This is a genomic window from Flectobacillus longus, assembly GCF_030056705.1.
GTDB lineage: Bacteria > Bacteroidota > Bacteroidia > Cytophagales > Spirosomataceae > Flectobacillus > Flectobacillus longus.
Genome location: NZ_JASHIC010000019.1, coordinates 17,445 through 40,354, shown reverse-complemented (window position 1 = coordinate 40,354; position 22,910 = coordinate 17,445). Strand labels below are relative to the sequence as shown.

Annotated in this window: 17 protein-coding genes and 1 tRNA gene; 10 read left to right on the top strand and 8 right to left on the bottom strand. The window is 36.8% G+C overall.

Translation table 11 applies throughout. The annotated features are described in order from the left end of the window. Window positions 1–23 precede the first annotated feature (23 nt). The 7 genes from QM491_RS14620 (at window position 24) to QM491_RS14590 (ending at window position 10,127) form a co-directional block, all read left to right on the top strand. Window positions 24–2,249, top strand: coding sequence for a T9SS type A sorting domain-containing protein (locus QM491_RS14620; RefSeq protein ID WP_283328229.1), 2,226 nt, complete (start codon window positions 24–26; stop codon window positions 2,247–2,249). A gap of 540 nt (window positions 2,250–2,789) precedes the next feature. After that, window positions 2,790–3,644, top strand: a complete 855-nt coding sequence (locus QM491_RS14615; protein WP_283328228.1) for an EboA domain-containing protein — start codon at window positions 2,790–2,792, stop codon at window positions 3,642–3,644. 248 nt (window positions 3,645–3,892) lie between these two features. Next, window positions 3,893–4,912 carry a TatD family hydrolase gene (locus QM491_RS14610; protein WP_095162375.1) on the top strand — a complete coding sequence of 340 codons (1,020 nt, stop codon included), beginning with the start codon at window positions 3,893–3,895 and terminating at the stop codon, window positions 4,910–4,912. A 301-nt stretch (window positions 4,913–5,213) separates the two neighbouring features. Beyond that, window positions 5,214–6,068, top strand: coding sequence for a UbiA-like protein EboC (eboC, locus tag QM491_RS14605; protein ID WP_283328227.1), 855 nt, complete (start codon window positions 5,214–5,216; stop codon window positions 6,066–6,068). Between the two features lie 277 nt (window positions 6,069–6,345). Continuing rightward, complete coding sequence (locus tag QM491_RS14600; RefSeq protein ID WP_283328226.1) at window positions 6,346–7,500, top strand: 3-dehydroquinate synthase; 1,155 nt, start codon at window positions 6,346–6,348, stop codon at window positions 7,498–7,500. Window positions 7,501–7,529: 29 nt separating this feature from the next. After that, the gene (gene eboE / locus QM491_RS14595; protein WP_283328225.1) at window positions 7,530–8,726 is read left to right on the top strand and encodes a metabolite traffic protein EboE; all 1,197 of its coding nucleotides are present in this window, start codon (window positions 7,530–7,532) and stop codon (window positions 8,724–8,726) included. A gap of 33 nt (window positions 8,727–8,759) precedes the next feature. Then, window positions 8,760–10,127, top strand: a complete 1,368-nt coding sequence (locus tag QM491_RS14590) for an alkaline phosphatase family protein (protein ID WP_283328224.1) — start codon at window positions 8,760–8,762, stop codon at window positions 10,125–10,127. A gap of 60 nt (window positions 10,128–10,187) precedes the next feature. Here QM491_RS14590 and QM491_RS14585 read toward each other — a convergent pair whose 3' ends face one another. Then, window positions 10,188–10,886, bottom strand: a complete 699-nt coding sequence (locus tag QM491_RS14585; protein ID WP_283328223.1) for a hypothetical protein — start codon at window positions 10,884–10,886, stop codon at window positions 10,188–10,190. A gap of 451 nt (window positions 10,887–11,337) precedes the next feature. On the opposite strand from QM491_RS14585, the gene QM491_RS14580 reads away from it, so the two are divergent. Further along, window positions 11,338–11,877: a hypothetical protein gene (locus QM491_RS14580; protein ID WP_283328222.1), complete on the top strand. Its 540-nt coding sequence runs from the start codon at window positions 11,338–11,340 to the stop codon at window positions 11,875–11,877. Window positions 11,878–12,020: 143 nt separating this feature from the next. Here the strand turns inward: QM491_RS14580 and QM491_RS14575 are convergent. The 5 genes from QM491_RS14575 to QM491_RS14555 form a co-directional block, all read right to left on the bottom strand. After that, window positions 12,021–12,092 (bottom strand) — tRNA-Arg (locus tag QM491_RS14575). 86 nt (window positions 12,093–12,178) lie between these two features. Beyond that, entirely contained in the window at window positions 12,179–13,468 is a 1,290-nt protein-coding gene (gene hflX, locus QM491_RS14570; protein WP_283328221.1) for a GTPase HflX, read from the bottom strand. 287 nt (window positions 13,469–13,755) lie between these two features. Further along, window positions 13,756–15,651: a ClpB D2-like domain containing protein gene (locus QM491_RS14565; protein WP_283328220.1), complete on the bottom strand. Its 1,896-nt coding sequence runs from the start codon at window positions 15,649–15,651 to the stop codon at window positions 13,756–13,758. A 651-nt stretch (window positions 15,652–16,302) separates the two neighbouring features. Beyond that, entirely contained in the window at window positions 16,303–17,136 is an 834-nt protein-coding gene (locus tag QM491_RS14560; protein WP_283328219.1) for a DUF2911 domain-containing protein, read from the bottom strand. A 148-nt stretch (window positions 17,137–17,284) separates the two neighbouring features. Beyond that, window positions 17,285–18,109 carry an MBL fold metallo-hydrolase gene (locus QM491_RS14555; RefSeq protein ID WP_283328218.1) on the bottom strand — a complete coding sequence of 275 codons (825 nt, stop codon included), beginning with the start codon at window positions 18,107–18,109 and terminating at the stop codon, window positions 17,285–17,287. Window positions 18,110–18,561: 452 nt separating this feature from the next. Here QM491_RS14555 and QM491_RS14550 point away from each other — a divergent pair, with 452 nt between their 5' ends. Beyond that, window positions 18,562–19,449 (top strand): MBL fold metallo-hydrolase, encoded by an 888-nt coding sequence (locus tag QM491_RS14550; RefSeq protein WP_283328217.1) that lies wholly within the window; start codon window positions 18,562–18,564, stop codon window positions 19,447–19,449. 13 nt (window positions 19,450–19,462) lie between these two features. Then, the gene (locus tag QM491_RS14545) at window positions 19,463–19,741 is read left to right on the top strand and encodes a hypothetical protein (RefSeq protein ID WP_283328216.1); all 279 of its coding nucleotides are present in this window, start codon (window positions 19,463–19,465) and stop codon (window positions 19,739–19,741) included. Between the two features lie 100 nt (window positions 19,742–19,841). On the opposite strand, the gene atpG is transcribed toward QM491_RS14545, so the two are convergent. Further along, complete coding sequence (gene atpG, locus QM491_RS14540; RefSeq protein WP_283328215.1) at window positions 19,842–20,726, bottom strand: ATP synthase F1 subunit gamma; 885 nt, start codon at window positions 20,724–20,726, stop codon at window positions 19,842–19,844. A 271-nt stretch (window positions 20,727–20,997) separates the two neighbouring features. Continuing rightward, window positions 20,998–22,578: a F0F1 ATP synthase subunit alpha gene (gene atpA, locus QM491_RS14535; RefSeq protein ID WP_166549198.1), complete on the bottom strand. Its 1,581-nt coding sequence runs from the start codon at window positions 22,576–22,578 to the stop codon at window positions 20,998–21,000. Window positions 22,579–22,910 lie beyond the last annotated feature (332 nt).

Below are 22,910 nucleotides of genomic sequence, written 5' to 3'. Positions count from 1 at the left end.
CGAAATAAGCAAACAAATATCGAATGAAAAAATTACTTACGCTCTATATAGTTTGGTCTTCTATTCAAATTTATGCCCAAGAAATATCTTTTAAGTACAACGACCAAGTAAAAATCCTTCAGAATGGACAAAACCTTGTCAATGCCTTTGCTGGTGGTTTGAATGCGCCACAATTTTCGACTTGTCAGCTCAATAACGATGGTCCCGAAGACTTAGTGGTTTATGACCGAACCGCTCAAAAGGTATTTACTTTTTTGGCTACAAAGAATACCTCTGGACAATATTATTGGCAATATGCACCGCAATACGAAACGTTATTTCCTACGCTTCAAAACTGGATGTTGTTGGTAGATTATGACAACGATGGTCGCAAAGATTTGTTCACACATTCATCGGCGGGTTTGAAATTATATCGAAATACTACCACAGCCGATAAGGTTTCATGGCAATTGATTGCAAGTCCTTTATATAGTATTGGTTTTTCAGGAAAAATTAACCTCAACGTAACCGCCACAGACATTCCCGCTATTACGGACATTGATAACGATGGCGATATTGATGTATTGTTGTTTGACCCTTCTGGTGATTTTGTCGAATTTCATAGAAATAATGCCGTCGAAAAATACAATGACCCTACTCGGCTCGAATTCGTGAAGATTGGTTATTGCTGGGGTGATTTTATCAAGCAACTATGTCAAGACTTTCAGTTTGGAATAGATTGTGGCAATACTCCTGCAGGACAAAAAGCCACTGAACCAAGTGCTCAAAAAGTCCTCCATTCGGGCAATGCCTTGCTCCTCCTCGACCTAAATGGCGACAATAAAAAAGATGTACTTTTTGGTCATATCACCTGTAACAATATAGCCGCTCTTATCAATCAAGGTACGCAACAGCGAGCCTCTTTTACTTCAGCTAGCTATGTTTATCCAACCAATACTACTGCCATCGATTTCCCTATATTTCCAGCAGTATATTTCGAGGATTTAGATTTTGATGGTATTAAAGACTTAGTGGCAGCACCCAACGGCTTTGATAGCGCCGAAAGAACTATTGATTTTCAACAATCCGTCTGGTTCTATAAAAATACTGGGAAAGATAATTTGCCCATCTGGAATTATCAGGGGAAAAATTTCCTCCAAAATACCATGCTTGATTTGGGCGAAAACGCCTCTCCTGTTTTGGTCGATATTGACGGTGATGGCGACAAAGATTTGGTTATCGGATACAGCGGAAATATCACATCAACTGGAGTAAAGGCAGGTTTGGTTTTACTAGAAAATAAAGGCGATAATATTTTCGAAGTAAAAGATACCGATTATTTAGGAATCGTAAAATCTATGCAATTATTGGATATTCGTCCGTTCGTAGCTGACATCAACGGTGACGGTGTCGATGATTTGGGCTTTAGCTCCAACTCATCTAAAGGCATGGAAATCAGATATATTCCTAACAAGGCTTCACGTAATCAAGCTTTTAATATTCAGTTGAGTAATGCGGTGTTATTGCCCACATTTACAGACTTTTTAGCTGGCGAATCTGTAACTTTTTTTGATTTTGATAAAGATGGTAAAATCGACATTTTGCACGGCACCTCTCGTGGGAATATTCGTTTCATTCAAAATACAGGAAGTAATCAGTCGCCCAAATATGTGGTACAAAATGATAACCTAGGTAAGCTTCAGACGGATTACATTGCAGGAAATATATTTCTGACAACAGGTGATGTCAATCTTGATGGGAAAACAGATTTGTTAGTAGGTAATCGTACTGGTAATATGAGTATTTATAGAAGTTTTCAGGAACAAAACATCAATCAATATGTAGCAGATACTAGTCTGATATTCAACAACTTTAGCAACAAACCTGAAAATTTATTGATTGGAGGAAACGCTACGATTGCTATAGGTGATTTAGACAACGATTTGCTCCCTGATGTAATCGTAGGCACTAATACAGGAGGATTAAGAGTACTTAAAAATCTTAGCAAAGTAGTTATCACAGGTACTGAGCAAGACCAAATTAGTCAGGTTTATCCTAACCCCACCAATAGGTATGTCTATGTAAAAATGACCGAAAACGCACAGGCAACATTAATTGATTTGAGCGGTCGTATAATCCAAAATACCAGAATGTTACGTGCCAATACAGAGGAAGTATTTGACTTGCAGGGACTTCCTTCTGGAATGTATTTACTTAAAATAGAAACAGGTACAAAGTCACAAACCTACAAAATCATCTTAAGAAATTAGGACTAGCTTTCAGCTTTGGGCAGTCGGCAAAAAAATATTTCTCATGAATCAATAGAAGTTTTTCTGCCTAATGACTATAGCTTTTAGCTGGACAAAATTGAAGGTTCTAGTTAAAGACTAAAGAGTTCGTCAAAAAAGCGGTCGGGAATTATTTTTCTGACCGCTTTTTTGATGAAATTAAGGAAATTACCCTACTTTCAAAGTCTGGGATGCTTCCTGTTTTTGCAAAAAAACTTATAACGAAAACCCGAGGAAGTTTGTGCTAACCACTTTATTTGGCTAATGTATTTATTTTCTCATAAAGGGACAATAATTGAATTATTTCTATTTAATTTTGTTTTTAATCACTTACTCGTACGTTTAAATAAATGGAGTAAACATTGATTATTGTCATAAATGATGTTTTTCCCTAAAAAACAAGACACCAAGCTGAATAGATGTTTTTATCTTTACAAAAAGAAAGAAAAGAGTTTTGGTCAACAGAAAAAGAGTTATTTTGAGTAAACCAAAAGTTCAAAGTCATAAAACTATCCCAAAACGATGACGTCTATCCAACATATACTATTGAGTGCTATTGAGGCCACAGCAAACGAAAAAGAATTAGAATGGGTAAAAACCAAGGCTAATTCTGAGGTAAAAGCTATTCAAATAGCCTTTGTTTCAGCGCCTAGGTTTATTCGCAAAGTAGCGATTCGTATCGACGAAAAAGTACTTCATGAGGCAGTACCCAATTGGCAAATTGAAGAGTGGACTTTAGATAGATTAGTGCGTGTATATCTCCTCTTACATATCCCAAGCGATCAGAGTGAAGAATATGTCAAAAATATTGAAATACTTTTTGATACCGCCGAAATCAACGAGCTAGTAGCTTTATACTCAGCATTGCCAGTGCTATCCTATCCAGAAAAATGGCTTTTTAGAGCCACAGAGGCTGTTCGCTCAAATATGGGAGTAGTTTTTGATGCCATCGGGTTTGGTAATCCTTACCCTTTTCTACATTTTTCAGAACTAGCATGGAATCAATTGGTGTTAAAATGTATTTTCAATGATAAGCCTATTCACTTAATTGTAGGATTGGAAAAACGTGCCAACCGCAAACTTGCTGAAACACTTTCAGACTTTGCCCATGAGCGCTGGGCGGCCGACCGTAAAGTGCCTGCGCAAGTGTGGCGTCTGGTAACCAATTTTATGAATGATACAATTTTGGCTGATTTGGATAAACTTTTTCAGTCAAATGACATCCAAAATCAAACAGCAGCAGCTTTGGTATGCTCCGAAACAACGTTTCCTGGCGCTGAGAGTTTGCTAGAAAATTACCCTCAATTAAGAGCTTCCGTGCAAAAAGGACAATTGAGCTGGAAGCAATTGGAGGTTCATCAACTGTGTTATGTGTAGTGAATAAAAGATAAGAAGGAAACGCCAACAACTCACTAACTCACTCATTTTCAATTTACCTGTAATACTGCATAAAGGATTTTATACGATTGCAGATTGAGGATTTTTGATTTCGGAAATAAGGTATAACACACTTTTTTACAACATATAACTTTAAAAGTGGATTATATTTCCGAAATCCAACATCCGATATCCCAAATAGATGGTGCTTACAATCCTTTGTAGTCGACTAATTCACTCATTCGATTATGTGTAATAAACATTCAGAAATACAACAAAACCCTTCGCACTTTGAAGGTTCGGCAGAGGAGAAAGTAACTGCACAACACGTGCAGGCCAATTTCATGGATTATATTAAGGATATGAAGTTTTTTGACCCTCATATCCACATGACTTCACGTACGACCGACGACTACCAAGCCTTAGCCGACGCTGGTGTTGTAGCGATTATTGAACCTGCTTTTTGGTTGGGGCAACCTCGCACAGGTTTGGCAACATTCAAAGATTACTTTAGTAGCCTTGTGGGTTGGGAAAGATTCCGTTCGTCGCAGTTTGGTATCAAACATTACTGCACAATTGGGCTTAATTCTCGCGAAGCCAACAACGAACCTTTGGCAGAACAAGTCATGGAAATTTTGCCATTGTATCTTTACAAAGAAGGTGTTGTTGGAGTTGGTGAAATTGGTTTTGACGACCAAACTCCCGCAGAAGAAAAGTATTATCGTTGGCAATTAGATTTAGCCAAAGAAGCCAATCTGCCAGTACAAGTTCACACACCCCACCGCGATAAACGAAAAGGTACCGAACGTAGTATGGCTATTGCGCTCGAACATGGTATTGCACCCAACATGGTAATCATTGACCACAATAATGAGGAAACCGTAAAAAGTGTGCTCGACCAAGGCTTTTATGCAGCATTTACGATTTATCCATTTACCAAAATGGGTAACGAAAGGATGGTAGAAATAGTAAAACAATATGGCTCAGAAAGAATCATGATTAATTCTGCGGCCGATTGGGGAATTAGCGACCCACTTGCCGTTGCAAAAACTGCTGCTTTGATGAAAATGAAAGGAATTTCAGATCATGACATCAAAATGGTTACTTATCAAAACGCCATCGACGCTTTTGCTCAAAGTGGTCAAATCAATGTGGAGGATTTCGAGAATAATACGGTTATTGACCAAAGTAAAACCTTTAATGGAAATACGATTTTGAGAGGAGGACAACAACCTCGTATTGATAAAAATGCGATAGTGATTAGATAGGTAGGAGTGATGAATTGTATTTTAGGCACAAGGCAACAGGCACAAGGCAAAGAGTGTTAAATTGTTTAGATATGTTTTTGCCGAATGCCCATAGCTGAAAGCCGAAAGCTCAAAAATTGAATTTTATTTTGCTTACTTACTAAGGTGCTGAGCATTATGCTAAATTTGAAAAGTATTTCTCATGAAATAACCAAAGCTTTTTGCCTGTAGCCTACGGCTTACAGCCTAAAGCGCATAAACCAATTCTCTATTTTTAACTTCTTTAATAGACAAATTGAAACTTAAATATTATTTACAACTCATGCGACCGGCGAATATGATAACGGCGGTCGCAGACATTTTGGCAGGTATGAGTATTGTACACTTTGTATTTGACACAAACTATTTTCATGTACAATCTGTTCTATACTTGTCTATATCCACTTTGGGTTTGTATGGTGGTGGAGTGGTATTCAACGACGTATTCGATGCCGAACTTGATGCCATCGAACGTCCTGAACGAGCAATTCCAAGCAAAAAAGTGACTCTTACCGAGGCAAGTATTTTAGGAAGTATTTTATTACTAATCGGTGTGATTAGTGCCTATTTACAAAGTCCATTAAGTGCGATTTTTGCGATTATAACCGCTATTGCAGCCTTAGTATATGACAAATGGGGAAAGCATCATTCATTTTTAGGCCCCATCAACATGGGCTTATGTAGAGGTTTTAACCTGTTACTTGGCATGAGTGTAATGCCAGAACAATGGCAAGATTTCCAATATTTAGCCATTATTCCTGTTATTTATATTGCAGCTATTACGATGGTAAGTCGTGGCGAGGTACACGGAGAAAGTAAAAATATCCTATACTTTGCAGCGCTTTTATATCTATTGGTAAGTTCGGCGCAGTTGTATGTATCTTTTACAAGAGGAACACTTTGGCTAACAGCCATTTTGGTGGTAAGCCATATTTATTTGATAGGAAAACCCTTATTCAAAGCTATTCAACATCCTATAGGTCCCAATATCGGAAAAGCTGTAAAAGCAGGCGTATTATCATTAATCATAATGGATGCCGCTTGGGTGAGTTTATCAGGAAATATTGTTCATACCTTAATCGTTGTATTGCTTTTACCACTATCAATGCGTTTGGCAAAAATGTTTGCCGTAACGTGAGTATGAATGATGAATTGTGAATGGTGAGTTGTGAGTACAAATTTATGATTACTAATATCTTACATCATCAATAGTCAGCTATAGCATTAGGTAGAAAAGCTTCTATGAATTCATAAGAAACATTTTTGCCGAAAGCCCATAGCTGAAAGCCGAATGCCAAATAATTGAATTTAATTTTACATTCACGATTCATTACTAAATAATCACCACATGTTAATTGTATGACTTAGCGCCCAAAAGTATTCTTAGGCACTAAATGACTTAAAATCTTAATTCAATGTCAGTTATTCAGCAATCTTTTCAGGTACAATTTTCTTATAATATCCAATTTACTAAAAACTTATTTGCGCCTGAAAACTCATTATTAATAGATTTTCTCCGTAATTACGGTAGTCCAACCTTCAAAAAGAAAATACTTTTTCTTATCGACGAAGGTGTTGCCGAAGCACATCCTTACTTGCAAGACGCCATTCGTAATTATTTTGCAACACAAGATGCCATTGAACTAGCTTCGGATATTTTGGTATTGCCAGGAGGAGAAATTGTCAAAAATCAACCACGTTATTTCGATCAAGCACTCGAAGCAATTGATACTTATGGCATAGACCGCCATTCGTTTGTAGCTGCCATAGGTGGTGGTGCATTTTTGGACATGACAGGCTACGCTTCGGCAGTGGCACACCGTGGGGTCAAGCATATCCGTATTCCAACTACGGTTTTATCTCAAAATGATTCGGGAGTTGGCGTAAAAAACGGGATTAATTATATCGGAAAAAAGAATTTCCTAGGCACATTTGCTCCTCCCGTAGCAGTGTTCAACGATAGTAACTTCTTAACAACCCTCAACGACCGTGATTGGCGTTCTGGTATTGCAGAAGCAGTTAAAGTAGCCTTAATCAAGGACTTGAAGTTTTTCACTTGGCTTGAAGATCATGCTTTTGCTTTGGCAAATCGTGATGAAGACGCCATGTACCAGCATATTTTCCGCTGTGCCGAATTGCACGTCCAGCATATCTCTAGTGGCGATCCATTTGAAAGTGGTTCGGCAAGACCTTTGGATTTTGGGCATTGGGCTGCACATAAATTAGAATATCTTACCAATTTTAGTATTCGTCACGGTGAAGCTGTTGCGATTGGTATTGCCTTAGATTCTGTTTATTCGCATCTTAAAGGTGATTTAACCGAAAATGATTTACATAGAATCATTACGCTTTTACAAAATTTAGGTTTTGAATTATATCACCCAGCCTTGGCTGAAAACGATAAAATCAATCTTTGGAAAGGCTTAAATGAATTTAGAGAACACCTCGGAGGTCAACTAACCATTACCTTATTAAAGGATTTAGGCAAAGGTGAAGAAGTTCACGAAATAGATTTTGAGTTAGTGAAACAAGCCGTAGATTATTTGGCATCGAAGGTTTGTGTATTTTAAGGCTTTTACGAAATTAACAATAAACTAGCATGAAAACTCTCAATGGTCATTTGACTTATTGTAGCAATATCCATACAGGCGAAGATTGGCAACATCATTTTTCGGTACTTCAAAATAGTATTCCAGTCATAAAACAACAAGTTAGTCCCAACAATCCGATGGGAATTGGCTTACGTTTGGCAAATCAGGCTAGTATTGATTTAAGTCAAAAAGATAACCTTGAAGCTTTCAAGCATTGGCTTTCCGAGCAAAATTGTTATGTATTCACGATGAATGGATTTCCTTATGGAGATTTTCATGATGCTGTAGTAAAAGACCAAGTTCATGCACCCGATTGGACTACCATCAACCGTCGTGATTATACCATCCGAATGTTTGAAATTTTGGCAGATATTTTACCAAACGATATGCAAGAAGGTGGGATTTCGACCTCTCCTCTCTCCTATCGTTATTGGTGGGAAACGCCAGAAAAACTAACTGAAGCCATTGCTATTTCTACGACTCATATCTTACAAGTTGTGGAGAAATTAGCTGAAATTCAGCAAGCAACAGGCAAAGTATTGCACTTGGATATAGAACCTGAACCAGATGGTATTCTCGAAAACTCGACTGAGTTTATCGACTGGTATCAACATATTTTGTTGCCAACAGCAAAAGAATATTTTAAAGATAAAAACCTAACAGACAAGCAAATAGAAGAACTCATTCATACGCATATTCAGCTATGTTATGATATTTGTCATTTTGCGGTAAACTACGAAAAGCCTGAAGAAGCTTTGGCAAAATTAGAGCAATTAGGTATTAAAATTGGCAAATTTCAGGTTAGCTCAGCGATTCGAGTAGTATTTGATGAACAAAAAGCGGAAAAACTCGCAGCTTTGGCACAATACAACGAACCAACCTATTTGCACCAAGTTGTTGCTTTAAAGGAAGATGGAAGTTTTGAAAAGTTCACTGACCTTGGCGATGCCTTAACCGCTGCTCAAACCGTATCTTATCAAGAATGGCGAATACATTTCCACGTCCCTTTGTTTATCGAACATTATGGACTTTTGTCATCTACCAGAAACGATATTGTTGAAACATTGGCTTTGCACAAACAAAAACCAGCCACTAATCATCTCGAAATCGAAACATACACTTGGGGAGTATTGCCCGCAGAAGTGCAAGCGCCTTTAAATGATTCTATCGTTCGAGAAATAGCATGGGTAAAAACCTTAGTCTAGCCCTAAATTTATTGCTCCCAATTTTGTAGAAACATGAAAAAAACTGTTGTTATTGATATAGTTGGACTAAGTACCAGCGTAATTGGTGAACATACACCATTTTTAAAAAAGTATTTTGAAGAACATCATTTTACTCATATCAAACCTGTACTTCCTGCCGTAACTACCACGGCTCAAAGCACGTATATAACAGGCAAATTCCCTGATAACCATGGCATTGTAGGAAACGGCTGGTATGATAGAACTGACTCAGAAGTAAAGTTTTGGAAACAATCTAATAAGCTGGTACTATCAGAAAAAATCTGGGATGCTGCCAAAAAATTAGATCCCAACTTTACTTGCTCAAAGATGTTTTGGTGGTATAACATGTATTCAACAGCCGATTATTCTGTCACGCCAAGACCTCAATATCATGCTGATGGTGTAAAGGCACCCGACTGTTATTCTCACCCTTCGAGTTTGAGAGATGAACTACAAGCTGAACTTGGGACTTTTCCACTTTTTAACTTTTGGGGACCCAATGCCAATCTAAAATCTTCGAAGTGGATAGCAGACGCTTCTGTTTGGGTAGACAAAAAACATGACCCTACTTTGACTTTAATCTACCTTCCTCATTTGGATTATTGTTTACAGAAATATGGCGTTGATTTTTCGAAAATTCATAAAGAACTAGGTGAAGTAGACAAATTGGTTGAAGATTTAGTGACGCATTATCGCCAAAAGGATTGTAACATTATTTTGCTTTCTGAATATGGTATCAATACCGTCAACAATCCTATTCATGTCAATCGTATTTTACGAGAAAACAACCTAATCAATGTTCGTGTAGAAAAAGGATTAGAGCTATTGGATGCAGGCGCTTCACAAGCATTTGCAACCGCCGACCACCAAATAGCACACGTATATGTTAACGACAAAACTCAGCTAGAAAAGGTAAGAACAATCTTAAATAATATTGCTGGTGTAGCTTTAGTATTGGACGAAAACACCAAAAAAGATTATCATCTTGACCATGAACGTTCGGGCGATTTTGTCTTAATGGCTAATGCAGATAGCTGGTTTACCTATTACTATTGGTTTGACGATGCAGTGGCGCCAGACTATGCCCGTTTGGTGGATATTCACCGTAAACCTGGCTATGACCCAGTAGAGATGTTCATGAACCCTAAAAACCCTTTGATTAAGTTACGTGCCGCTTACAAACTTGCGCGTAAACTTTTAGGATTCAGATACTTGATGGATGTTATCCCATTGGATGCCACATTGGTAAAAGGCTCGCACGGTGGTATTAACATCGGCAAAGAATATTATCCAATCCTTGTGACAGACAAAGCACTCGACAAAAAGGAAATCGATGCTACAGAGGTTTATCAAGTGATTTGGGAGCATTTGGTCAACTAGTAGAATTTACTGAGCGATTGTAGAAAATACGACAATCGCTCAGCAATAACTCAACAAATACTATTGATTTGTCATTTCAATGAATTCTACATTTACTCCTGTGTAGTACAAAGTTGTAGTCGCTTCAAAACCAGAGTCGGTACCAATAATGAGCCACAATTGTCCATTTGTATCAGTTTTACCTGTAAAAGTACCTGTTCTCTTCACCAAAGTGTATTGATTTTTATCTGTACCATTAGCCACATTTCCCATAACTTTCATGTCTTTACCATCGGTTGCCTGAGAAATTTTCCCTACATTTTTAATTCTGTAATAGCCATTATCAACCTCTTTTTTCGGTTCGATTGCGCTAAATCCTGCTCCAAAATATACACTTTCGCCGGGCGAACCACCTACTCCCATCATGCCATTGGGTACAGTACTTGCAAACTCAACTTCAAATTTTGCACTATAGGTTTGGTTCGGTTTCAGACCTGTGATTTTCTTCTTCAAGAACATAAATAAATCATCGCTGTGATTATTTCCCGAAATTCGTAGTGCTTTTTTCGCCGTATCTAAAGGTGCAGGTAGTTTGGCATGGCTATAACTTAATTCATAAAATACAGAATCTGTCGTTGGGTAGTCTGCAAAATCACCAATCCAACCTTGACTACTTGTAGTAAATTTATCTGATAAAATAAATCGAGTAGGGATGTTTTCATTGTCTGAGCAAGACATCAAAGTAGCCGCAGCTACGATACTAAAAAAGAATTTTTTCATAATGTTGTGTTGATTTGTTTTGCTTTAAAGAGTCCGCAAAATCAACGGAAGGTTGGAAAGAGGTTATATTTTTCTCAAAAAAAATATTTAATAAATTGACTTTCAGAATATTATTTTTTCTTTTTCTACAAAACCTTTAGGGTATAGGTTTACTAATAAGCTCTTGATTTGTCAAAAAACTGAGTATAATTATTTTTTTTATCATTTTTTTGTAACTTTATCGAATAAGTATTTTCCTTGATTGACACAAACACACACAAAAGCCATTTTTCTCCTCTGTAAGCTACAACTTTCAAGATTTTTTCAAAAAATATTTATAAATACTATCAACAAACTTTAAATTCTACTATTTTCTTAATTCATTCTTCCAACTCAATTTATTTAAGTTTTACATTTTTTAATATTGTACCATTCTCTTTAATTTAATAATTTCCCACTATTGTATAATATTATGACACCTAAGTTCGACAATTTACATCGCTTTGAGCATCTAAGCTCGACCCTCAAAGCAGCTCTTGAGCTAAGAGCAATAACACAAATGAATAAGTATCATGTGTTATTCAAAATCATGAAAGTCACAGATCATGAGATAATTATTCAAACTAGCCAGCTTCAAAAAGTTGAAAATGAATCAAATATTAAGGAGCTTTTGGTAAAAGTAACTGAAGACGTATTTAGTCCATTTTTATATGGTCGAAGATTACGCATTGGCATTAAGCTTTTTATTCCAACCAATACTGACATAGTAGATGCTCAGTGGATTTTGGATAAAATGGCGCAACAAAAACTAAAATTTGAAGACTTGGAAAGAATTTTAGGAATAGAAAAATATACACTTTCGGTCTATACCTCAGGTAAGCACAAGCTCAATCGTGCAGAAAAGGGGATGTTTTTTTACTTTTTCAACTATCGTAATTTGGTGATCCAAATCAAAGCAAGTATGAAAAATAGAGAAAATAGGAAAGAGGAAGAATTTCAACAAAATCAATAGGGTGTCATCCTTTCATTTTGATGCCAGTTTATAAAAATGTGTTATTCAAAAGTAAAAAAATGACCAAACGATTTTCATCGTTTGGTCTGTCAGAAAATGGCTTATTAAGACATTTCACAAAGCTTTTTTCAAATTTGTAATTGTGGCTCCGGCGGGAATCGAACCCGCATCAAACGTTTAGGAAACGCCTATTCTATCCATTGAACTACAGTGCCAGGTGGTCTACAAACAGAGACCACATATCACAAAATTACTTAAAAAAGTAAGTAATAAAAAGTTTCTATAATCGAAACAACAGACTTTATTCCTCCAAGTTTTCGCTATTATCTGTGAATGATTCATCAGATGTGAGCCAATTTGGAAAAATCTGAATATGCTTATTTTTTACCAAATTAAGCACAGTGTCTCTCAATTCATCTAAATTTTCCTTTTGTTCTGCCGAAATAAACACAGCCAAAGGCTGAGGAGTATGTAAGTACGATTTTTTCAAAAATTCTGTAACCTTCTGAATTCTTGAAGCTTGGTCTTTAGGCTCTTCCTCCCAAAGGTTTTCGCCATGAACTACTTCCCAATCTTCTTGTTCTTTTTCGATAGTAACTGGCTCTACTTCAAACTTATCTATTTTATTGAATACCAAAATAGTTGGTTTATCTGCTGCGCCAATTTCGGTCAAGGTGTCATTTACGATACCTATTTGTTCTTCGTAATTAGGATGCGAAATGTCCACTACGTGCAACAAAATATCTGCTTCACGAACCTCATCTAGTGTCGATTTGAATGATTCAATCAACATAGTTGGCAATTTTCGGATAAATCCTACGGTATCAGACAACAAAAATGGGATGGAGTCGATTGTTACTTTTCGAACAGTAGAATCCACAGTGGCAAACAATTTATTTTCAGCAAAAACATCTGCTTTTGCCAAACGGCGCATCAAAGTAGATTTTCCAACGTTGGTATAGCCTACCAAAGATACACGCACCATTCTGTCACGATTTTTACGCTGGGTTAAGGCTTGTTTATCAATTTGGCGCAGTTTTTCCTTCAAAAATGAGATACGGTCGTTGGCTGTACGACGGTCAGTTTCCAATTCTTTTTCACCTGGACCACGCATACCCACACCACCACGTTGTTTGGATAAGTGAGTCCACATACGTGTCAATCGAGGAAGAATATATTGCTGCTGAGCCAACTCAACTTGTGTACGCGCTTGTACTGTTTGAGCACGCATGGCAAAAATATTGAGGATTAGTAAACTTCGGTCTAATACCTTTACCTCTTTTTGGAAATGCGCAAATTCTGCTTCGATGTTACGAATCTGAATAGGAGAAAGCTCATCATCGAAGATAATCATATCCACATCATTGTCGATTACGTACATCAAAATATCCTGCATTCTACCCTTTCCTACATACGTGCGATTATCGGGTCTTTCGAGCTTTTGAGTAAAAGTATATAGTGTTTCGATACCCGAAGTATCTGCCAAAAATGCTAACTCATCGAGATACTCTTTGGTTTGAACAGCATTTTGTTTTTGTGTTTGAACGGCTACTAAAACTGCCGTTTCTTTTTCTTTATAAGTACTATGCATAAAGCTAATTAATCGAATTTACTTATCAAGAGGATAAGATTTATATCGCTGAAACATTATGGTTCAAAACTATATCCACTCTAAGTGTGTGTGCAAATAAAAGGCATAAGGTTTATGAAACCCGATTATGCCAGACAAAATTATTTTATATTTACTAGAGATTTATGTCGTGTCAAATTCCTTGTTGGATGACATAAAGCCGAATTACAAAGATACTGCTTTCTTACGATACTTATCTCTATGAAGTTAGCATGTCAATATTTAAGATATTGATATACTAGGTATTACTATGATTGTTGCTCCAATGTATGCTGATAAGGTGCAATAATCAAGTGATTCTCATTATATACTTTGAGAGTATGACCGAATTTTTGTGCTATTTCGACTACTTCTTGAGGTTGTAAACTACCTTTTTGAAATAAAACCTTTGACAAGGTAACCAAATAGTCCTTATTTTGGACCAAAAGCTCTTGAGTTTCTTGTTCCAAATTTTTCATCATTTTCTCAATCGGCCAATCAGTCACTGTCATATCCATACTATACTCAGCAGAACTCATGTAATAGGACGCAAAGTTGCGGTCAAAACCAAACTTTCGAATGTATTCCATTACTAATCCTGCGGCATCTTCTCGGTCAAAGCTTTGGGCAATTGTAACATTTTCTTCTCCAAAAATCATAGCTTCTGCCAAACCGCCCGCTAAATAAATTTTGATTTTCTTTAACACATTTTGCTCTGACATGTGTATTTGGTGAGGAAATGAAAATCCGCCCGCATACGACGATGCTACTCTTGATTTCAATTGTAATGGTGCAACACCCAAAAGTATTGAATATGCCACTGCATGACCAGATTCATGTACTGAAATATTAGCAATCATATCTGGCAAATTATTTTGGCGAATCAAATCTACTTTTCCTATGTAGGGAATACGCTTTTCGGAGGTTTCGCCCCAAGTGGCTATCAGTTCCTTTTCAGAAAAATTATAATCCAAAGTAATTTCTTCTGCACTTTCAACTAATGCCTCAAAAATAACACTAGATAAATTGGCTTCGACAACATCGACAATACTCGAAAAAACAGGTCGAACTCCTTGTACTGGAAATACACCATTTTGATAAATCAACTGTTTTACGGCATCGGTTATCGTTGTTTTCAATCCGAAATGTTCAATATTTCTTTCCGCAATCTTATGAATTTCTAAATCTATGAGTGCATTAAAATCTTGTTTTTTGAGCGAGCGATAAATCAAATGAATATTTCCAAAGCGTGCGACTTGCTCAGGTTTAAACTTTCGAGACAAAGCCTTCTTGATATCAATGATGGTAATCTTTTCAGTAAAAGCTCTAAAAATATCTGCATCTACATCTGTTTCGCCTGCTTCGTCGGCCATCGAATATGCTTCGTCGAGGTTACCACTGATGATGATTAAAGTTTTGGCATGATTAATTGGTTCAAAAACAATCTTTTTATCTCGTTTTTGTTGCATAATTTTCAACATATCATCCTCTTTCATCTCTGCAATTTCATGTACAGATTCATTGAGAACAAACGTTTTTTTCAAATTATATGCTTCCCATAACCCTACCAAGTCATCATCCTCATCAGACATATCATCATCTGCTGGTTTGTTTTTACGTTTTTGACGCTGTGTTGACGAGTGCATATAACGCTGCATGTATTCATCTATCGACTCTTTGTTGTCTTTTTTAGAAAGTCTTCCATCTGACAACAACTCCCAAAAATCCTGAGAGCGGGTATTAGTTACCACTTTTCCTTCGGGGTCGATAGTGTAAAAGCGTTGTATTTCATCAAATAGTACAATTGCAGGCTTTCCATCATTGATACAGTTGCTCTCAAAAATCGAGGCTACCGATGTGTACCAATAGTTTTCGCCATGTGATAGTTCAACTTCTACAAATCTATCTTGATATTCTAACTTTGAAACCAATCGGCGAATCAAATCCGTTTTACCCACCCCAGTCATTCCCCAAAGGTTTACAACAATAGGACGAGCCAATACATCTGGCATCAAATACCAGATTTGGATGTAACTAATTAATTCGTCGATAATATAGTCAATGCCGATAAATTCGGACTTCAGTTCTTTTTTGATAACCTCTAGGCGACGTTTTTTGGTATTTATTTCCTCTAGGTTTACCTCAACCTTCTGTTCTGTGCTCATAAGTTTAATTGTTAATTACGTGGTGGGAAAACTAAGTCTTTGGGCATCGTATTCATTTCATGCTACGGAACGAACGAATTGGGCAATGACATCCAGAATAGCTTCTGAATACATAACAATTGCTAAAACAAAAAAATTGAAAATTTACAATGACTAAGTTCCCTAAATAATTTGTAATGAATCAAAATATCAATAGACACTAACGTTAAATTACGTTTATCTAATTGATAGATTCTAAAATGATGTAAAGGTTCAATGAAATGCCTTTACTAAGAGAAGAAATTAGGAGAAAAATATAGGAACTTCATGACTTTACCCTAAGGGTGTTTTTATTTTTTTGCAAAGGTACTATTTTTTTATTTATTATAAAATAGTTAAGTGGATTTTATTAGGACGAAATAACAATGAGCAAATTGAGTGATTTAGTGATTAAATCTAGATGTAACCAGCAGAGACGCCATGTTTTGCGTCTAAAGATGAGTAATCCTGTATTTAAGTATCAAAAAAGCGGTCGAAAAACAATTTTCGACCGCTTTTTGATAAATCCATGCTTTAATACCTAAATATTAGGTCAAAAAGTATGTATTATTTCGAAATAAATTTTCTAAATTTTTCGATTTTAGCATACAGCTTACAGCCTAAAGCAAAATATTACTTCAACGTAGTAATCAATTTCTCATTCAATGCCACGTAATCATCGTTTTTAGCCTCTTTAGCCAATGCAATAGACTGATTTGCTGCTGTTACTGCGGCAGTTTTGTCACCCATTTTAGCTAAGATTTTTGCTTTTAAATGTACCATCCAAAAAGCTTTCGGACTGTTTTCAATAGCCTTGTTTGTCCAAGCTAAAGCTTGCTTCAAATCTTTTCCTGTTTCGAAATAGTAGCTAGCCGCTTGGAAATAAGGACGGTTATCAACGTTCATTGCTGTCTCAATTGACTTCGAAATCTTAGAATCGATATCTGCCACTACAGGAATATTGATTTGTGTTTTTTCCCAAGAAACTTGAATATCAGCCGTCGCAGGAGTTACATTACCTAATTGAATTGTGAAAGTCTCAACTGATGATGACAATGCTATAGGTTTTACTTTAAAACGCGCTACATCTTCTTCTTTTTTATAACCGTCGATTCCCCAGTTATTTAATCCTTTGTTGAAAATCACTTCCCATTCATCTTTATTTGGAACTGTGTAAAGCACATAAGTACCTGCTTTTACGGCTACACCTCCTACGGTTACGTCTTCACCAAAAGTTACTTTAGTAGCTGCATTAGCACCTGTTCTCCATAATTTACCATAAGGAGCTAAGTCACCAAATACAGTTCTGCCCTTCATGTTGGGTCTTGAGTAATTTACTTCAATAGAAGAAAGTGCAAAATCCTGCTTGATGGTTTGCGTCGGACTAGGTGCAGGAGTCTTGATACCTTGCGCCTGAGCTGTCATAATAGAAGCCACGGCTACTAATGCTAATAAAATCTTTTTCATGATAATGTTAAAATTGGAGAATTGTTTGAAGACTATTCAATCATTTTGAACACTCAAAAATACGATATTGTTTTACCTAATGGCATATTATAGAGACAAGAAGATATAAAAATTCGACAAATAGCTCTATTCTCTCCCCTATCAACATTTATAATTGTACTGGTAAATGCTTAATTACAGAACCTACCATCCAATGTACACTCACATCATAACCAGTCATTAGATTAATCATTTTCTTATCTTTCAAGGCCATTTTCTGAATAATTTCAGCCGTTTTATAGCCCTGATTATACCAAAAGCACACCTGTTCGGTGAAAGATTCAAAATAGTCAAGTTTTCGTTCCAAGGACCTTCTACCAAATTCTACTTGTGGATTATGTGCACAAAATACTTTATCAAAATCTTCCTCTAAGACTCGCTTAAGTGAATCAATTTGTTGCCAGATGTTCTCTCCTTTTCGAAAAACTTTTATGCGTTGACTTACAAATAAATCTCCAGAAAAGAGCCATCCTTTGTTCGGTTCTAGGTAAACATGATGGTCATCGCTATGCCCTGGCGTATAGATAGGAACGAAAGAATATTTGGAAGTTTGTATCACTTCTGGGAGCGTTTGCATGGGTATATCTTGTGGGCGAATTTTCCCGAAGAAATACTTTTCGTACAACATTACGTCAAAACCTTGTCGTACTTTTTCGGCTGTTAAAGGATGCGCAAAAACAACTGGATGAAAATGATTATAGAGTGTAGAAACGTTTCCAATATGATCTTCGTGCCAATGCGTAAGTGCAATTTGTTGAAGAGGCATCTGTTTAAACAATGATAAAACTGTCTGACGACAATTATACTGTCCTGTATCTATCAAAAGTCCGTCAATATAGTAAATATGTACTGTAAAAGTTGGCAAACCAGGCCAATGATATCCTAGTTCAAAAGCTTTGACAGGACCATATTGTTTTGTTTTGAGATACTGCATATTCGTTCAGAATCCTAATTGCTTCGTTGGTCGAAAAGTTTGGATGAAAACTTAAATATAGCATTTTACTACCATAATAATATGCTAAATTTTGCTATGTCTTTCCTCGGTAACCCATTTCCAAAGTAAAGGCACAAAAGATAAACTCAAGAGCAATGTATTCATAATTAGTGATGAATTATGAGTTTTGAATTGTGAATGTAAAATTTTAATTATCAATATCTTATATCTCCAATTGATCAAATTAATCAGATAAAATATTAGTAATCATAAAATTACACTCAAAACTCATCACTCACAATTCAGCACTCATACTTAAGTCTCTGATTTCATGGATTATTTTCTTTTGTACCTTCATCTCAAACAATCCCAATCTGATAAATTTTAGTTTTTAAGAAAACATACGAATCATTCCTTTCTCTAAATTAAATACAACTCTAACAATCATTTCTATGCAAAGAAGACTCTTTCTCCAACATTCTGCTTTCTTGATGGCAAGTCTCGGTGTGAGTTCCTATAAATTTCCATTTGATACTCCCTTCAAAATCAAGGAGTTACGCAATGGCGTAGGAGTATTTACCGAAAGGGGTGGTACCATTGCCTTCGCATCAACCAGTAAGGGAATTGCTGTGGTAGATTCTCAATTTCCCGAACAATCTAACCATTTGATTGAAGCACTAAAAGGAATGTCAGAAAATCCTATAAAATTGCTTTTCAATACGCATCACCATGGCGATCATTCTAGTGGAAATATTGCTTTTAAAGGTATTGTTGAACATGTTATTGCTCACGAAAACTCCTTGAAAAACCAAAAAGCTGTTGCTGAAAAACAAAACACTGTAGAGAAACAGCTTTTCCCAGATATAACTTATCAAGACACCCATAAAGAGAAATTAGGAAAAGAGAGCATTAAATTGCACTATTTCGGAGCAGGACATACCAATGGTGACTCTATCATTCATTTTGAACGCGCCAATGTAGCTCATTGTGGAGATTTGGTATTCAATCGCCGTTTTCCCGTGGTAGACCGCAATGCTGGTGCTAGTATGAGTTCGTGGGTAAATGTGTTGGATAAAATCAATTCTACTTTTGACAAGGATACGATATTTGTTTTTGGACATGCTTTTGACCCTGAGAAAATTACGGGCACACATGAAGATATAAAGGCATTCAAAAACTATATAGAACAACTTTTGGGCTATGTTTCGCAAGAAATAAAAGCTGGGAAAAGCAAGGAGGAAATCCTTAAAACTACCGCTATTCCCAATGCTCCAGAATGGAAAGGCGATGGAATCCAACGAAGTTTGACGGCAGCTTATGACGAATTGACCAGCAAATAGGTAAACTATAGTAATGCAAAATAACAATTCTATTATTTTCTTGTTTAAGCAATATCCTTCCTTTAGTTTTGAACTAGAAAAAATCGAAAAATTCATGAAAAACATTGCCTATATATTACTGTTTATAGCTATTATCGCCACAGTTACATTAATCACTTGGGGTGCTATTGCACTGTTTGATTCGACCAATGGATTTAATGAAAAAACCTTTTTTATTCTACTAATTGGAGGAATTATCTCGGTAGGATTGATTGGGCGAGTAGTAATTGTAATCAAAGATTCGAGAAAATAGGAAAGAAAATAACGAGTTTAAAATTTTGTAGATGTTAAAGTCTAAACATAAAAAAAGACCTTTCTTTCGGAAGGTCTTTTTTATAATCTTTTTAACAAGACTAAGCTGAGGCTAACGCTTCGGCACCACCAACGATTTCGAGGATTTCCTTCGTAATCGCAGCTTGACGAGAACGGTTGTAAACGAGTTTTAAGTCTTTCAACAATTCACCTGCATTTTCTGTAGCCTTATCCATTGCAGTCATACGAGCACCGTGTTCAGAAGCATTTGATTCTAAAACAGCTTTGTAAACTTGCAATTTCAACGCTTTAGGAATCAACTCGCTGATGATTTCTTCTTCCGAAGGTTCGAAGATATAATCAACAGTTGAAGCTTTCACGTTACTATCTTGTTTATCAACTAATGGCAACATCTGTTCTGCTCTCAAAATTTGAGTTGCCACGTTTTTGAACTCATTGAAAATAACTTCTACAACATCAAACTTTTCAGTAACAAACCCGTCCATTGCATATTCTGCTGCTTGACGAACCGACGTGAAAGATAATTTTGAGAAGATATGAACAAATTTATCGTTTACTTTATAACCACGACGAGTTAAGTATTCAGCACCTTTTTTACCCAAAGCCAAAACCTCAACATTGCCTGCGGCATTTTGACTAGCGTATTTTTCAGCGATAAGGTTTACTGTAGCCTTACCAACGTTGGCGTTGAATGCTCCACAAAGACCACGGTCAGAAGTAACAACGATTACTAACACTTTTTGAATATCGCGAGTGATAGTATATGGGTTCGATTGAGCACCTTCTGCATTAGCCGAAACAGTTGCAATCATTTCGGTTAACTTCTGCGAATAAGGGCGCATTTGAACAATAGCATCAGTTGCACGGCGAAGTTTAGCCGCCGAAACCATTTTCATGGCTTTAGTAATCTGCTGAGTAGAGTTTACTGACACTATTCGGTTACGGACTTCTTTTAATGAAGGCATCTTTTGCTAATGTTTGAAACAGTGAATGATAGAAATGATGTATTTGATGTAAATAAAATCGCTACTTGTGATTGGCGTATCTATAATTAGTAAGAACTCAGAAAGTTTACGTTAAAGTTACCTCAAGTCAAGTAATGATTTTATGTTTTGTAACGGTAATCATTTTTCGAAAAAGTATTGTGGTGATTTCTCATTCACAATTCAAAACTCGTCGATTGATTAATTACTGTAAAAGAGAGAGTAGCGTACTACCCTCTCCTACATTCAAATATTATCCTTGGTATTTAACTGCCACTTCTTTCGCCACTTTCTTCAATACATCAGTCAAAGAATCGTCAAATTTACCTGCCTTCAAAGCATCCATAGTAGATTTTTGAGTAGCATGCATAACTGTAACGAAATCCTTCTCGAACTCACGTACTTTTGATACCGCAACAGAATCAATTAACCCGTTTGTAGAAACATAAATCATTGCGACTTGATCTTCTACACGTTGAGGGCTACCATTTGGTTGCTTCAACATTTCGAGGTTACGACGACCACGTTCGATAGTCAATTTAGTAGAGGCATCCAAATCAGAACCAAATTTAGCGAAGGCTTCCAATTCACGGAATTGAGCTTGATCCAATTTTAATGTACCAGCTACTTTCTTCATTGATTTGATTTGAGCGTTACCACCTACACGAGATACAGAGATACCTACGTTGATAGCTGGACGGATACCTGCGTTAAACAAGTTAGTTTCCAAGAAGATCTGACCGTCAGTAATAGAGATTACGTTAGTCGGGATATAAGCAGAAACGTCACCCGCTTGAGTTTCGATAATTGGAAGAGCCGTTAATGAACCACCACCTTTTACGATTCCTTTTAAAGATTCAGGAAGGTCGTTCATATTTTTTGCGATTTCGTCAGATGCGTTGATTTTCGCAGCGCGCTCCAACAAACGGCTATGTAAATAGAATACGTCACCAGGGTAAGCTTCACGACCTGGAGGACGACGAAGAAGCAATGAAACTTCACGGTAAGCTACCGCTTGCTTAGACAAATCGTCATACACTACTAATGCTGGACGACCTGTATCGCGGAAGAATTCACCAATAGCAGCACCTGTAAATGGAGCAAAGAACTGCATTGGAGCTGGGTCTGCTGAACCAGCTGCTACGATTACTGTGTAATCCATAGCACCTGCTTTGCGAAGAGCTTGCTCAACTTGTTTGATAGTTGAAGCTTTCTGACCACAAGCTACATAGATACAGTACACTGGTTGACCTGCATCGTAGAATTCTTTTTGGTTGATAATTGTGTCAATACAAACAGTTGTTTTACCTGTCTGACGGTCACCAATAACTAACTCACGTTGACCACGACCTACTGGAATCATAGCGTCGATCGCTTTGATACCTGATTGAAGAGGTTCTGTTACTGGTTGACGATAAATTACACCTGGAGCTTTACGCTCAAGTGGCATATCGTATAATTGTCCTGCGATTGGACCGTTGCCGTCAATTGGCTCGCCAAGTGTGTTCACGACACGACCTAAGATACCGTCACCTACTTTGATAGAGGCGATTTCGTCTGTACGTTTTACGGTGTCACCTTCTTTGATTTCAGATGATTCACCCAATAATACCGCACCTACGTTGTCTTCTTCGAGGTTAAGGGCTAGGGCTTTCAAGCCGTTTTCAAATACGAGCAACTCACCCGCTTGTACTTTCGATAGTCCATAAATACGAGCTACACCATCACCGATTTGTAGCACGGTACCTACTTCTTGGAGTTCAGCCTCTGACTTAGATCCTGAAAGTTGTTCTCTCAAGATGGCTGACACTTCATCTGGTCTGACTGATGCCATTTCTTTATAGTTGGATTTGTGATTTTGGAATTCGATTTGAGAGGTTATTCGTTGGATGCAAGTCCTTTACAAGATAAGGAAAGAGATTTTTTTCGCTTTGCTTGGCTGGGGTTTATTACATCTTAAACTTACTAACTCTTTTCGGGTGCAAAATTAGGGAAGAAATTTCACAATTCCACGACAATCTAATTTTTTTCGTGCTAAACGTTATACTTTTTTGAGAGAGCCATTTTTGCTATAGCATCCGTTTTCACTTCAAAACATATCCTCTGCAATGCTTTTTTTGGCGTTAATCTTTATTTATTCTAATTTTTAAAGAAGATTTTCTGAGA